The 14,609-nt window shown below is 33.2% G+C and carries 12 protein-coding genes; 8 read left to right on the top strand and 4 right to left on the bottom strand.

The window, feature by feature from the left end; translation table 11 throughout:
• Positions 1-7 precede the first annotated feature (7 nt).
• The 3 genes from ACFQ0I_RS10070 to glmM are packed head-to-tail and all read right to left on the bottom strand — an operon-like array spanning position 8 to position 2,559.
• Positions 8-625: a MarC family protein gene (locus ACFQ0I_RS10070; RefSeq protein WP_379941850.1), complete on the bottom strand. Its 618-nt coding sequence runs from the start codon at positions 623-625 to the stop codon at positions 8-10.
• Between the two features lies 1 nt (position 626).
• Positions 627-1,145: a DUF3124 domain-containing protein gene (locus ACFQ0I_RS10065; RefSeq protein ID WP_379941848.1), complete on the bottom strand. Its 519-nt coding sequence runs from the start codon at positions 1,143-1,145 to the stop codon at positions 627-629.
• 25 nt (positions 1,146-1,170) lie between these two features.
• Positions 1,171-2,559, bottom strand: a complete 1,389-nt coding sequence (glmM, locus tag ACFQ0I_RS10060) for a phosphoglucosamine mutase (protein ID WP_379941845.1) — start codon at positions 2,557-2,559, stop codon at positions 1,171-1,173.
• 78 nt (positions 2,560-2,637) lie between these two features.
• On the opposite strand from glmM, the gene ACFQ0I_RS10055 reads away from it, so the two are divergent.
• From ACFQ0I_RS10055 to ACFQ0I_RS10040, 4 genes are all read left to right on the top strand, one after another.
• Positions 2,638-3,231: an acyl carrier protein phosphodiesterase gene (locus ACFQ0I_RS10055; protein WP_379941842.1), complete on the top strand. Its 594-nt coding sequence runs from the start codon at positions 2,638-2,640 to the stop codon at positions 3,229-3,231.
• Between the two features lie 3 nt (positions 3,232-3,234).
• Positions 3,235-4,929, top strand: coding sequence for a gamma-glutamyltransferase (gene ggt, locus ACFQ0I_RS10050; RefSeq protein ID WP_379941839.1), 1,695 nt, complete (start codon positions 3,235-3,237; stop codon positions 4,927-4,929).
• A gap of 75 nt (positions 4,930-5,004) precedes the next feature.
• Positions 5,005-5,721 carry a hypothetical protein gene (locus tag ACFQ0I_RS10045; RefSeq protein WP_379941837.1) on the top strand — a complete coding sequence of 239 codons (717 nt, stop codon included), beginning with the start codon at positions 5,005-5,007 and terminating at the stop codon, positions 5,719-5,721.
• A 326-nt stretch (positions 5,722-6,047) separates the two neighbouring features.
• Positions 6,048-6,416 carry a hypothetical protein gene (locus ACFQ0I_RS10040; RefSeq protein ID WP_379941834.1) on the top strand — a complete coding sequence of 123 codons (369 nt, stop codon included), beginning with the start codon at positions 6,048-6,050 and terminating at the stop codon, positions 6,414-6,416.
• 156 nt (positions 6,417-6,572) lie between these two features.
• On the opposite strand, the gene ACFQ0I_RS10035 is transcribed toward ACFQ0I_RS10040, so the two are convergent.
• Complete coding sequence (locus ACFQ0I_RS10035; protein WP_379941832.1) at positions 6,573-7,094, bottom strand: hypothetical protein; 522 nt, start codon at positions 7,092-7,094, stop codon at positions 6,573-6,575.
• A 244-nt stretch (positions 7,095-7,338) separates the two neighbouring features.
• On the opposite strand from ACFQ0I_RS10035, the gene ACFQ0I_RS10030 reads away from it, so the two are divergent.
• From ACFQ0I_RS10030 to ACFQ0I_RS10015, 4 genes are all read left to right on the top strand, one after another.
• On the top strand, positions 7,339-7,809 hold the full coding sequence (locus ACFQ0I_RS10030) for a septal ring lytic transglycosylase RlpA family protein (RefSeq protein WP_379941830.1): 471 nt from the start codon (positions 7,339-7,341) through the stop codon (positions 7,807-7,809).
• A 99-nt stretch (positions 7,810-7,908) separates the two neighbouring features.
• On the top strand, positions 7,909-10,740 hold the full coding sequence (uvrA, locus tag ACFQ0I_RS10025; protein ID WP_379941828.1) for an excinuclease ABC subunit UvrA: 2,832 nt from the start codon (positions 7,909-7,911) through the stop codon (positions 10,738-10,740).
• Positions 10,741-10,829: 89 nt separating this feature from the next.
• Complete coding sequence (locus ACFQ0I_RS10020; RefSeq protein WP_379941825.1) at positions 10,830-11,519, top strand: LOG family protein; 690 nt, start codon at positions 10,830-10,832, stop codon at positions 11,517-11,519.
• A 112-nt stretch (positions 11,520-11,631) separates the two neighbouring features.
• The gene (locus ACFQ0I_RS10015) at positions 11,632-14,463 is read left to right on the top strand and encodes a metalloprotease (RefSeq protein WP_379941823.1); all 2,832 of its coding nucleotides are present in this window, start codon (positions 11,632-11,634) and stop codon (positions 14,461-14,463) included.
• Positions 14,464-14,609 lie beyond the last annotated feature (146 nt).

Genomic DNA, 14,609 nt, shown 5'->3' with positions numbered 1-14,609 from the left:
TTTTAAATTATCTTAAAACAACAAAAAAGTCTCTTAAACCACTTAATATACTTTGTACTGCGTATGCTGCAAGTATCAATCCCATTATTTTACTAATTACAGTAATTCCATACTCTCCTACTCTTTTCTGTACCATATTGGCAGCCAAAAGCAAAAGCATGGTTAAAATAACAACAAATAACACTAAAATAACGGTTACCGTTTGTTCTTGGATATTATACAAATGATTGTCCGTCATAAGTACCACAGCCATAATAGCTCCTGGTGATGCTATAGATGGAATTGCCACCGGGAAAATGGTAACATGTTTATAATCTTTTATGGAATGTTTTTCAGATTCGGGTTTTCCTTCACCAAAAATCATTGTTAGAGCGAATAAGAACAAAATAACGCCACCAGAAATCTGAAAAGCATCTAAAGAAACAGCCATGCCTTCTAAAATTAACTGCCCCATCAAAATAAAAAATAAAAGAATAAAAAAGGCTACAATTGATGCTCTTATAGCAATCTTCTTTTTATATTTTTCATCAAAATCTTTGGTTGCTTCCAGATAAACTGGCACAGACCCAAGCGGATCTATTACCGCAATCATAAAAAGTATTTTGGTTATTATTTCTGTCGTCATATTAATCAATGTGTTTTCCTTGTGTTGTAAACGAAATACCTTGTTGCCCAGACGTAGAAAGCATCACGCATTCAAAAAAGGGTTCGGTTGTATTTGGTTTTATACTCCAATTAAATAAAAAATTGGCACCTGTTCCGCCTTCTTTATCAGACTCATCTATTACAATTTCTACTGTTTCCATAGGAGCTATAAAAATTGTTTTATTAAAATAAGTTCTAATTGCTTCTCCGTGTGTATTGTAATAGGTTGCCTTGTCTATATAAACAGTATCATTAACATTAATATTTCTTAGACTTACAGTTGCTGTTAAACTTAAACTTCGATGTTCTGTTCCACTATAAATTTCAGAATATACTGATAAATAAGTTTTTCCATGAATCAAACTGTCTTTAGGTATTGCATTAACCGTTCTTTTGTTCCAGTTTGTTTCATTTACAGAACTCAATTCTTTCTCTTTACCGCATGAAATAATAAAAAGCATTAATGTTATTAAAGTTAATAGCTTACTTATAGTTTTCATGATTTATTTTTTTAATTATTTTAAATTAGCTTTTTGCGAGAGCTCCAATTTCATCTATAAATTTATCCGCCAAAGTATCTGCTTCAGCTTGCGATTTTGCTTCTGTATATATTCTAATAATTGGTTCTGTATTGCTCTTTCTTAAATGAACCCAACTTTCAGAAAAATCTATTTTCACACCATCAATGGTGGTTAATTGTTCGTTTTTATAGCGATTCTCAATACTTTTTAAAATACCATCAACATCTAAACCAGGCGTTAGTTCAATCTTCTTTTTACTCATGAAATAGTTTGGATATGATTTTCTAAGAGCGCTAACACTAATATTTTTATCTGCTAACAAACTTAAAAACAAGGCTACTCCCACCAAAGCATCGCGTCCATAATGTGCCTCAGGGTAAATAATGCCACCATTACCTTCGCCTCCAATAACGACCTTGTTTTTCTTCATTAATTTAACAACGTTTACTTCCCCCACAGCACTTGCTTCGTATGTACCACCGTGTTTTTCAGTAACATCTCGTAACGCTCTGGTAGAACTCATATTGCTAACGGTGTTACCAGGTGTTCTGCTCAACACATAATCTGCACAGGCTACCAAGGTGTATTCTTCACCAAACATATCGCCATTTTCATCAATAAAAGCTAATCTATCAACATCTGGATCTACCACAATTCCAAAATCGGCTTTATGCTTTACAACGGCTTCGGATAAATCGGTTAAATGTTCTTTTAAAGGTTCAGGATTATGCGGAAACTGGCCGTTTGGTTCGCAATATAATTTAATGACATCCACCCCTAAACGCTCCAGCAATAAGGGTATCGCAATACCGCCAGTAGAATTTACACCATCAACCACTACTCTAAACCTAGCGTCTTCTATGGCAGTTACGTTTACTAAATCTAAATCTAACACTTCTATAATGTGTAAATCTATATACGATTTATTACGAGTTATTTTTCCTAAACTATCTACATCGGCAAAACTCATGCGATCACTTTCAGCAATTTCTAAAATTTTTGCACCTTCAATATCGTCTAAAAACTCGCCTTTGGCATTTAATAATTTTAAAGCATTCCATTGTTTTGGGTTATGACTTGCCGTTAAAATAATACCACCATCGGCATGTTCCATAGGCACCGCAATTTCAACGGTTGGCGTCGTAGACAACCCTAAATCTACCACGTTAATCCCCATTCCTATTAAAGTATTCATTACCAATTTCTGAATCATTTCACCAGAAATGCGCGCATCTCGTCCAACAACTACTTTATAACTTTCTTTTTCGCGTTGTTGTTTTACCCAAACACCATAGGCTGCGGCAAACTTAACAGCATCAATAGGTGTTAAATTGTCTCCAACTGTTCCACCAATAGTTCCTCTAATTCCTGAAATTGATTTAATAAGTGTCATAAATATTTTTTCAAATTATATAACAAATATAGCATTTCAAAATTGGAAATCTTAATTCGTAATTCGTAAATTTCCCAAATGAATTATTTAGCACACATTTATCTTTCGGGAGATAACGATCTAGTAACTATTGGAAATTTTATTGCCGATGGTATTAAAGGTAGCTCTTATAAGAATTACCCGAAAGACATACAAACGGGTGTGTTACTGCATAGAAATATAGACACATTTACAGATGCTCATGCTGTTTTTAGGCAAAGTACGAAGCGTTTACATGAAAAATACGGGCATTATTCAGGTATTATTGTAGATATTTTGTACGACCATTTTTTAGCTAAAAACTGGAGTGTATATTCCGATATGGCACTTGCTATTTATGTCGACAAGTTCTATAATTCTTTAGAACAGCATTACGAAATACTTCCTATGCGAATTCAAAAATTAATGCCCTATATGCTAACTGATAACTGGTTGTTGAATTATGAATCAATTGAAGGAATATCGAGAGTTTTAAGTGGCATGAATAGGCGAACCAACAATCGTTCAAAAATGGATAAAGCTGTTGAAGATTTGGAACTTTTCTATGCTGAATTTGAAGCTGAATTCACCATTTTTTTTGATGAACTTATTATATTCTCAAATCAAAAATTAATCGAATTAAGTAGTAGTTAGTGTATGAAGAAATCTATTGCATCTATTTTTATATTGTTTCTGTTTTTAGGTTGTAAGTCGACCTTAACAACAATTCCACAGAAAAAAGGCTTAGTAACAGAGCACGCCATGGTAGTTTCTGCCCGCGAAGAAGCTTCAAAAATTGGTATCGATATTCTAAAATTAGGAGGAAATGCCTTTGATGCTATGGTTGCAACCGAATTAGCTTTAGCCGTAGCTTACCCATACGCAGGGAATTTAGGCGGCGGCGGTTTTATGGTTTACAGACAATCTAACGGCAACATTGGAAGTATTGATTACCGAGAAATTGCACCGTTGGCAGCTACAAAAAATATGTATCTGGATGCCGAAGGCAATATTATCCCCAATAAAAGCACACAGGGAGCTATGGCCATTGGAGTACCCGGAACTATTGCTGGTGTTTTTGCCGTTCATGAAAAGTTCGGCACGCTGCCTATTGAAACCATTTTGAAACCAGTTATAACGCTTGCTAAAAAAGGAGTTATTGTTACTAGCAAACAAGAAGCTCGCATAAAAGAGTACCAACCCCTATTTAGAAAAATAAATAAAGATTCCATAATTTTTGATAGACCGTGGAAAACAAACGACACCATAAAATATCCAGCGTTAGCAAGAACACTAGAACGCATTATGCTGAATGGTAAAGATGAATTTTACAAAGGTGAAACGGCTAAAATATTAACGCAATTTATACAAGAAAATGGCGGGATAATAACCGAGGACGATTTAGCTAATTATAAAGCAGTTTGGAGAACTCCTGTTGTTTTTAGGTACGATGATTTAAAAATAATTTCCATGGCTCCACCATCGAGCGGTGGCGTTTGTTTAGCTCAGATTATGACGATGATTGAACCTTTCGATTTGCATAAATTCGGCCATAACTCCGTTAAAAGCATTCAAGTAATTACAGAGGCAGAACGCAGAGCTTATGCCGATAGAAGTCACTTTTTAGGTGATCCGGATTTTGTTAATATACCAACAGATAGTTTAATAAGTTACACCTATTTAACGGAGAGAATGAGCGATTTTTCGTTTAAAAAAGCCACGTCTTCACAAGCTATTTCGCACGGTACCATAGATATAATTGAAAGTGACGAAACCACCCACTACTCTATTATCGATCAGTTTGGCAATGCTATTTCGGCAACAACCACGTTAAATGGTGCTTACGGGTCGAAACTGTATTGTTCTGAACTCGGGTTTTTCCTAAATAATGAAATGGACGACTTTAGTAGTAAACCAGGAGTGCCTAATATGTTTGGAGTAACAGGTGGTGAAGCTAATAGTATCGCACCTCAAAAACGAATGCTAAGTTCTATGACTCCTACTATTGTTGAAAAAGATGGTAATTTACTCATGTCGGTAGGTACACCGGGTGGTTCAACAATCATAACTTCTGTTTTGCAAACCATCTTAAATGTACATGAATTTAATATGAGTATGCAAGAAGCGGTTAATGCGCCTCGATTTCATCATCAATGGCTACCAGACGAGATTCGGATGGAACCCAAATTATTTAGCCCCACCACCATCAACAAACTAAAAAAATTAGGGTATGTTATTAATGAGAAAGACTCTCCGGTAATTGGCAAGGTCGATGGAATACTAGTTTTAAAGGATAAAGGGTTAGAAGGTGGTGCCGATTATCGAGGGGATGATACGGCTGTCGGATTTTAACATTTTTCTTTGATTAAGCCGTTAGTAATTAATAATTTAGTAAGCGTTTAAACGCCTTAATTGACTTCGTTTTTCATGAAACCTAAAAAAGTATCAAAAATAATTATTGGAGTCATTGTGTTTTTAACACTACCAAGTATTATTTTTTTTGGTTTCGTTTATTTTAAATATAACCAAGACTTACCAAATGGTACTGAAGGCGAACAAGCCGATGCTTTAGCCTATAAAATGCTAAATAGCCTAAATTATGAAGCCTATAATAATACTAATTATATAGAATGGGCATTTAGAAATAGACATTTTTATAAATGGAAGAAATCGAAAGATAAATGTGATGTGTATTGGGAAGAATACAAAGTAACCCTCGATTTAAATGACTATAAAAACAGTAAAGCTTACGTGCATAGTTTTAAAGCTGATACAAAAATGAGCGAAAAGCTGATAAAAACAGCGATAAAACACTTTAATAATGACTCGTTTTGGTTGGTAGCGCCCTATAAAGTATTTGATAAAGGCACCGAAAGACGACTTGTTAAACTAGAAAATTCAGAAGAAGCATTATTAGTCACCTATAAATCGGGAGGATCAACACCCGGAGATTCGTATTTATGGTTATTTGATGACCACGGAAAACCAAAAGCTTTTAAAATGTGGACGTCTATTTTACCTGTTAAAGGACTAGAAGCGTCCTGGACTGATTGGACAACTACAGAAAGTGGCGCACAATTACCATTGTTTCATAAGATGTTTATTTTTGGGTTAGAAATTAACCACATAAAAGGTACATTTTAAATTTATAAACTTCATTATTGCCGATTAGTTTAAAAATCAGGTTCAAAAGTTAAATTTTTGTTAATTCACTACTAAAAGAAGTTATCTGTCTCCTTTGATTATACCTGGTAAATTTATAGGGTTAAACTATAAAATAAAATTATTTATCATATTAAGCCATTCGCAAAATAGGGTACATTTAAAGTTAATATCACCTAAGATTAAAACAACCCTAAATTTCATAATGATGCATTAAAAGCAATACATTTAATATTAATAGTGTTACTATCATAAAAAAGATTTTTACTTTTTATATTAGCAGTATAAATATTAAAAACTATTAAATAATGAAAAAATTACTTTACCTATTAGTCTTTACGTGTGGTGTTTCATTTGCAGCTTCTAATCCGGAAATTGGTTTAAAAGATAATAATCCAGAGGTTGGAGACGTGTTAAAAATAAATACCCCAAAAAACCTTGCGTTTAAGCACATTGAATTTCCTAATTTAAATATTATTGCTAAACGCGGCGGACAACCAAATTACAAAAGCGTTTATGGCGAGCTTGTAATTGTAAAAAAAGTAGTTGACAAACATGGAGATACTCATGTAGTACTAGCCAGAAAAGACGGTAAAAAGTTCTTTGGTTTTCAAAAATATGTAAGCGCACATTACAACAACTCCATCGAAGCTGGAGAAATTGTTAAGGTGCAATAAGATTTTTAATAAAGGTCATGTAAAAACAAAGCTAAATAGTTATTTAGCTTTGTTTTTTTTTATGACCTCGCCATTGTTTATACCGATATTTTCGATTGTTACATTAAGTTTGCTTTGAGGCTTAAAGCATCCCTAAACTGCCAATATAAAATCAGCTTATGATTTTTGCCCTACAAAACGATGGTTTTCCGATTTAAAAAGAATATTAAAACTGGTTAAACTACCGTAAATTCTTGTAATATATTGTTGCAGGTCTATTTTCCCTTGTTCATCTAGATCGCTGGCATTTATTCTTTGTTCCATAACTCTTAAGCGATCTCTCACCATGGTTATTTTGTGAAAAAACGTATCAATTGGAAGTTCATAAGATTTTAGAGATGCATCACCAGGTTCTAAAATTAATTTTCCGCCTTTATATTTATCTGCAATCGGCACTACTTCACTCGCATCACTCCACTTTTTTAAGATATTTACAAAACTGCTTTCAACATCAAAAAAACTAACGGTATCCACATCGCCATCAGCGGCTTCTATAATTTCAAATTCACTATCTAAATCAATAGTTTCCAATCCGTTTTCAATAAAAGTTACCCAATAATGCTGGTTTGTAACGTTGGTAATTACACCTTTCCCAAATTCCGAATGATTTATTCGCGATCCAATTCCTAATAATTTCATAATTCAATGGCTTCTGCTAAAACAGAAATTAGTTAAATATTAAACAGTTTTATTATGTTTCTAAAGTATAAAAAATGATGCAACATCAAAATCTTTCTTCCATAATTAATTTAAATATTTTTCGATTTTTAAGGCACTATACTTTTAAATAAATTTTTCAAACGGAAAAAACCAAAATATTATATTTTACGTATAATTACAAACGAATTTATTCGTTAATATTGAAATGTAATAAACTTAAAATATGAAGTTAACAATAAGATTCATCACTTTTGTAACATTATTTGTTTTAGTGTGCAGTTTTAGTACTACCAAAAACGCGTATAGCAAACACTATTTTTCAACCAATTTAACTTCTGAAATTTTAAGAGATACTACAGATTCAGATTCGTCGTTAGCTGTATACAAGCCTTTTAAAGAAAATGCCCATGCCTCCTATTACCACGATAAATTCAATGGTAAAAAAACGGCAAGTGGTGAAAAATTTGATAATGACTTGTACACTGCGGCACACAAAACATTAAAATTTGGCACCAAAATAAGAGTCACCAACACGGTAAACGATTCTTCGGTAATTGTAACGGTGAACGATAGAGGTCCTTTTGTAAAAGGCCGTGAAATCGATTTATCGAAAAAAGCATTTATGGAAATCGCCAAATTTCAACACCGTGGGTATTTAATTGTTAATATAGAAATTTTAGAAGATTCTATATAAGCCCGCCGAAATTGCATCGCCTTACATTTTAACAAAGTCTAAATAAACTTCGCTTCATTTTTAGTTTTAGAATCTGTACCTTTGCGCTTTTGCCTATTTATGAGCCAATTCGACGATTTTATTGAAGTAAAAGGAGCAAGAGTTCACAATCTAAAAAACATTGATGTTTCGATTCCACGCGAGAAACTTGTAGTTATTACGGGACTTTCTGGAAGCGGAAAATCGTCTTTAGCTTTTGATACGATTTATGCTGAAGGACAACGTCGTTATATCGAAACGTTTTCGGCATACGCGCGTCAGTTTTTAGGCGGGTTAGAACGACCAGATGTTGATAAAATTGACGGTTTGTCTCCTGTAATAGCCATAGAACAAAAAACAACCAGCAAATCGCCGCGATCTACCGTTGGTACTATAACCGAAATTTACGATTTTCTTCGACTTCTTTACGCTCGCGCAAGTGATGCTTACAGTTACAATACTGGCGACAAAATGATAAGTTATAGTGATGAGCAAATTAAAGCGCTTATTATTAATGATTTTAAAGGAAAACGTATAAATATTTTGGCACCAGTTGTGCGCTCTCGAAAAGGCCATTACCGCGAATTATTCGAACAAATTGCAAAACAAGGTTTTGTAAAAGTGCGGACAGACGGAGAGATTAAAGACCTTACAAAAGGTTTAATGTTAGATCGTTACAAAACGCACGATATTGAAATTGTAATAGACAGATTGGTTATAGATGATACGGCAGATAATGAAAAGCGTCTTACCGAAACAATAAATACTGCCATGTATCATGGTGATGATGTGCTTATGGTTTTAGACCAAGACACTAACGAAACACGGTATTTTAGTCGAAACTTAATGTGCCCATCTTCAGGAATTTCGTATCCAAATCCCGAACCTAATAATTTTTCGTTTAACTCACCAAAAGGGGCATGTCCTAACTGCAACGGTATTGGCACACTGCATCAAGTAAACGAAAATAAAATTATTCCAGACCAAAATATTTCTATCAAAGCCGGTGCATTGGCGCCTCATGGTCCAGAAAAAAGTAGCTGGATTTTTAAGCAATTCAAAACCATAGCACAGCGCTATAACTTTAAATTATCTGATCCCTATAAAGATATTCCAGAAGAAGCCAAACAGGTGATTTTATATGGCGGTAATGAAAAATTTTCGGTTGAAAGCAAAACTTTAGGGGTAACTCGAGATTATAAAATAGATTTTGAAGGTGTTGCTAATTTTATTGAAAATCAATTTAAAACGGCTGAATCTACATCGTTAAAAAGATGGGCAAAAGATTATATGGACAAAGTTGTATGTCCAGAATGCGAAGGATCTCGACTTAAAAAGGAATCACTGTATTTCAAAATAAACAATAAAAATATTGCTGAACTTGCCAATTCAGACATCATAGAATTAACGAATTGGTTTAACGATTTACACAACCATTTATCAGATAAACAATTTAAAATAGCTGAAGAAGTTATTAAAGAAATTAAATCGAGGTTACAATTTTTACTCGATGTTGGTTTAAACTATTTATCCCTAAATCGAAGTTCAAAATCCTTATCTGGTGGTGAAGCACAACGCATTCGCTTGGCAACTCAAATTGGTTCTCAACTGGTTGGAGTTCTCTATATTTTAGATGAACCTAGTATTGGCTTACATCAGCGCGATAACGAGAAACTTATAAACTCGTTAGTGGCGCTTCGCGATATTGGAAACTCCGTGATTGTTGTAGAACACGATAAAGACATGATAGAACGTGCCGATTACGTTATTGATATTGGCCCGAAAGCAGGAAAACATGGTGGTGAAATTATTAGCATCGGATCACCTAAAGAACTGTTAACGCATCATACTTTAACAGCCGATTATTTAAGTGGCGTTAAAAAAATAGAAATACCAAAAAAACGACGCGATGGCAACGGAAAATTCCTCGAGCTTAAAGGTTGTACAGGTAATAATTTAAAAAATGTATCTGTTAAGTTTCCGTTGGGAAAAATGATTGGGGTTACAGGCGTATCTGGAAGTGGTAAATCAACACTTATTAACGAAACGCTCTACCCTATTCTAAATGCTTATTATTTTAATGGGGTAAAAAAACCAATGCCGTATAAAAGCATTAAGGGTTTAGAACATATCGATAAGGTTATCGATATTAACCAATCGCCAATTGGTAGAACACCGCGAAGTAATCCGGTAACCTATACCAAAACATTCGACGACATTAGGAGTTTGTTTGCTCAAATCCCTGAAGCTATGATTCGGGGTTACAAAGCCGGTCGATTTAGTTTTAATGTTAAAGGCGGACGCTGTGAAACATGCCAAGGTGGTGGCTTACGCGTTATTGAAATGAATTTTCTCCCCGATGTTTATGTAGAATGCGAAACATGCCAAGGAAAACGATTTAATCGCGAAACATTAGAAATTCGCTATAAAGGAAAAAGTATCAGCGATGTTTTGGATATGACCATTTATGAAGCCGTTTCATTTTTTGAAAATATTCCTAAAATTTATAACAAACTTAAAACCATTAAAGATGTTGGTTTAGGGTATATCACCTTAGGGCAACAAAGCACAACGCTTTCTGGTGGTGAAGCGCAACGTGTTAAACTGGCTACAGAACTATCAAAAAGAGACACTGGAAACACTTTTTATATTTTAGACGAACCTACAACAGGACTTCATTTTGAAGACATTCGTGTTTTAATGATTGTTCTTAATAAATTGGCCAATAAAGGCAATACGGTATTGATTATAGAACACAATTTAGACGTGATAAAAACCGTTGACCATATTATTGATATTGGTTACGAAGGTGGAAATGGCGGCGGACAAATTATTGTTGAAGGAACGCCTGAGGAAGTTGCAAAACACAAAAAAAGTTATACTGCGAAATTTCTTAGAAAAGAACTAAATTAGCACGCATATATTTAGATTCTAAATAGTAGAAAACAACAATATAAAGAAAAATTTCCCTCTAATAATTACATAATTAAAGACTTAAATAAATGAGATTAGAACGTCACAGTAAAGCTTGGAACGAAATAAAAACAAACGATTCTTGGGCTATTTTTAAAATAATGGGCGAGTTTGTTAGTGGTTTTGAAAAAATGAGCAAAATAGGACCTTGCGTGTCTATATTCGGGTCTGCGAGAACAAAACCAGATAACGAATACTATATTCTTGCAGAAAAAGTAGCAAAACGCATTGTTGAGGCTGGTTATGGTGTAATAACTGGTGGTGGCCCGGGTATTATGGAAGCAGGAAATAAAGGGGCACATTTAGGTGGCGGTACTTCGGTTGGACTTAATATCGACTTGCCTTTTGAGCAACACGACAATCCGTATATAGACTCCGATAAGAGCTTAGATTTCGATTACTTTTTTGTTAGAAAGGTAATGTTTGTTAAATATTCACAAGGATTTGTTGTAATGCCAGGTGGCTTCGGTACCTTAGATGAGCTGTTCGAAGCTATGACGCTTATTCAAACGCATAAAATTGAGAAATTCCCTATTATTTTAGTTGGAACTACATTTTGGCAAGGACTATTTGAATGGATCAAATCAACACTTTTAGAATCTTTTGGAAATATCAGTCCTAAAGATTTAGATTTAATCCATTTGGTAGATACCGAAGAAGAAGTTATTACTATTTTAGATGCTTTCTATAAAGAATCAAGATTGAGCCCAAACTTTTAATGTTAAATCAGCAATTAACATAGAAGCTCGGAATTTGCAGGCTTAATGATGATATTTTATTATATTGCAGAGCCTTACATGAAATATTAACCTTTAATTTCCCTATACTAAATTGAAATTACGTCTTTTCAGTTGTGTTTTTTATGTTTTTACTTGTTATGCTAGCTTTAGTCAAAACAAAATTGACTTAAAAGCTGTTTTTGATATTGAAAGCAAACAAATAACAATATCGCAAACCATACAATACCAAAATACAACACAAGACGCATTACAAACCATCTATTTAAACGATTGGAATAATAGCTATTCTACAAAAAAAACACCACTCGCCATTCGTATTGCTGATGAGTACAAGAATGATTTTCATCTAGCAAAAAACTCCGAAAGAGGCTATTCGGTGATTACTTCGATAAAACAAAATGGCGAACTATTACAATTCGAACAATTAAAGAAACAAAATGACATTATTAAGGTCGAATTGAATGAAGCCTTACCTCCCAATGGTGTTTACGTCCTTCAATTAGAATATTTAGTTCAAATTCCCAGCGATAAATTTACACGCTATGGAGTAACAAGTACGGGCGATTTAAATTTAAGATATTGGTATATAACACCCGCTGTTTATAACGGGAAATGGCAGTATTACAGCAATAAAGATTTAGACGATTTATTCATTCCACCTTCAGATGTTAATTTAAATATTACCTACCCTAAAGGCTATGTGTTAACTTCAGAATTAAATTCAAGTAAACATATTCAAAATACTAACAATCAAACAATTACATTACAAGGTGAAAATATCATTAATAATAAATTGTTTTTAAGTAAAACACCTGATTTTAAAGCCATACAAAATAATAAAATCACTTTAATTTCTAACATTAGTGATGAAGGATTAGAAATAATTGACAAGGTTTTAATCACCGAAAAAGTCACAAATTTTATATTTAAAAACTTCGGCGATTACCCACACGATAAACTTCTACTCACTCAAATTGATTATGATAAAGATCCTATTTACGGACTAAATTTTTTACCGAGTTTTATAAAACCGTATCCTAATCATTTTCAATATGAATTAAAACTTTTAAAAATTGCGTTGCATAATTATTTAGAAAATACGCTTCTTTTAAACCCTCGTACCGAACAATGGCTGATTGATGGTATTCAAATTTATTATTTAATGAATTATGTTGACGAGCATTATCCTAATATGAAATTTTTAGGAACGTTGGCAGATATTTGGGGTGTTCGGTCTTTTCATGCTTCCAGTATGAAGTTTAACGATAAGTATGTATTGGCTTATATGCTCATGGCTAGAACTAATAGAGATCAGCCTTTAACCATGGCTAAAGATTCTTTATTAAAATTTAATAAAAGCATTGCCAACAAATACAAAGCTGGTGTTGGATTAAAATATCTGGGCGATTTTATTAACCACGATGTTGTTGTAAATGGTTTATCTTCTTTTGTTATTGAAAACAAATTAAAACCAATTACCACGAAAGATTTCGAAACGTATTTAAAATCAAGAACTAATAAAAATATCGATTGGTTTTTTAAAGACTATTTAACTACAAGAAAAAAAATAGATTTCAAAATAAAGGAAGTTTATAAAGCCGAAGATTCTATAACAGTAACCATTAGAAATAAGAGGGATAACGATATGCCGATTTCGTTATACGCCTTGAATAACGACAGTATTATTTCTAAATATTGGATTGAAAATATTGACAAATACAAAACAATTACAATTCCTAGAAACGATGCCAATAAACTCGTTTTAAACTATAATAACCTTATTCCTGAAATTAACGAAAGGGATAATTGGAAATCGTTAAAAGGATTCTTTTTTAACAACAAACCACTGCAATTTAGAGTTTTTCAAGACATTGAAGACCCATACTATAACCAGGTGTTTTTTATGCCAATAGCAGAGTTTAATAACATTTATGATGGGTTTACACTCGGTTTAAGAATTTATAATAAAACGGTTTTAAGAAAACTATTTAACTACCGTTTCGAACCTCAATATTCATTAAAATCACGAACTCTTACAGGCTCCGGATTTGTGGCCATGACCCACTATCTAGAAAATAGCGACCTCTATGCTATTAATTATGGTTTAAGTGCTGGGTATTCCTCGTACGCCGAAAATTTATTCGTAAGGCAAATTTCACCATCGTTAGTATTCCTTTTTAGAGAGGAAAACGATTTTCGTTCCAATAAAAAAGAGTCTCTTACGCTAAGATATGTAGATATTCATAGAGACAAAGACTTAAACAATGTCTTAACTTCGAACGAACCCAATTATGGGGTTTTTAATGCGCGCTATATTGATTCAGACGATAATTTAATTAATTTCAAAAAATGGTACACAGATGTGCAAATTGCAAAAAACTTTAGCAAAGTATCATTTAACTACGAATACAGAAGGCTTTTTGAGAACAATTCACAATTAAATTTACGTTTATTTACCGGGATGTTTTTAAGTAATAAAAACGATCCGAATTCAAATTATTTTAGTTTTGCCTTAGACAGACCTACAGATTATCTTTTCGAATATCCTTATTTAGGAAGATCTGAAGCTTCAGGTATCTTTAGTCAGCAATACATTGACGCCGAAGGAGGTTTCAAATCGAAGTTAAAAACTCCGTTTGCAAACCAGTGGATGTCAACTGTAAATGTCAGCACTACATTATGGAAATATGTATTATTTTATGGCGACATCGGTCTATTAAAAAGCAAATTCGACAATCCTCATTTTGTCTATGATTCTGGATTTAGAGTTAATTTAGTAACCGATTATTTTGAAATTTATTTTCCGCTATATTCAAACTTGGGATGGGAAATAGGACAGCCTCGATACGACCAAAAAATTAGATTTAAATTTACTATCGATCCTCAAGCATTACTCGGATTATTTAGAAGACGTTGGTATTGATTATTAAATTTTGAATTATTATCAACAAAAAACAATATTAGTTAACAATAATTCAAATAAATTCCAAATACCTCTAAATTATTAGGAATCAAACAAGTTTAAGTTTGAAATTTTAATTGCTAAAACCGTAAACTTTGACTATTTTT

This window comes from Mariniflexile aquimaris, assembly GCF_042676825.1.
GTDB lineage: Bacteria > Bacteroidota > Bacteroidia > Flavobacteriales > Flavobacteriaceae > Mariniflexile > Mariniflexile aquimaris.
This window is presented reverse-complemented; position numbering and strand designations above follow the sequence as displayed.

What these genes read in the sequence shown, in the direction of transcription:
- ACFQ0I_RS10070 (WP_379941850.1), bottom strand. Translation starts at nt 625, where the DNA reads ATGACGACAGAAATAATAACCAAAATACTTTTTATGATTGCGGTAATA.
- ACFQ0I_RS10035 (WP_379941832.1), bottom strand. Translation starts at nt 7,094, where the DNA reads ATGAAATTATTAGGAATTGGATCGCGAATAAATCATTCGGAATTTGGG.
- ACFQ0I_RS10020 (WP_379941825.1), top strand. Translation starts at nt 10,830, where the DNA reads ATGAGATTAGAACGTCACAGTAAAGCTTGGAACGAAATAAAAACAAAC.
- ACFQ0I_RS10065 (WP_379941848.1), bottom strand. Translation starts at nt 1,145, where the DNA reads ATGAAAACTATAAGTAAGCTATTAACTTTAATAACATTAATGCTTTTT.
- ACFQ0I_RS10055 (WP_379941842.1), top strand. Translation starts at nt 2,638, where the DNA reads ATGAATTATTTAGCACACATTTATCTTTCGGGAGATAACGATCTAGTA.
- ACFQ0I_RS10040 (WP_379941834.1), top strand. Translation starts at nt 6,048, where the DNA reads ATGAAAAAATTACTTTACCTATTAGTCTTTACGTGTGGTGTTTCATTT.
- ggt (WP_379941839.1), top strand. Translation starts at nt 3,235, where the DNA reads ATGAAGAAATCTATTGCATCTATTTTTATATTGTTTCTGTTTTTAGGT.
- uvrA (WP_379941828.1), top strand. Translation starts at nt 7,909, where the DNA reads ATGAGCCAATTCGACGATTTTATTGAAGTAAAAGGAGCAAGAGTTCAC.
- ACFQ0I_RS10030 (WP_379941830.1), top strand. Translation starts at nt 7,339, where the DNA reads ATGAAGTTAACAATAAGATTCATCACTTTTGTAACATTATTTGTTTTA.
- glmM (WP_379941845.1), bottom strand. Translation starts at nt 2,559, where the DNA reads ATGACACTTATTAAATCAATTTCAGGAATTAGAGGAACTATTGGTGGA.
- ACFQ0I_RS10045 (WP_379941837.1), top strand. Translation starts at nt 5,005, where the DNA reads ATGAAACCTAAAAAAGTATCAAAAATAATTATTGGAGTCATTGTGTTT.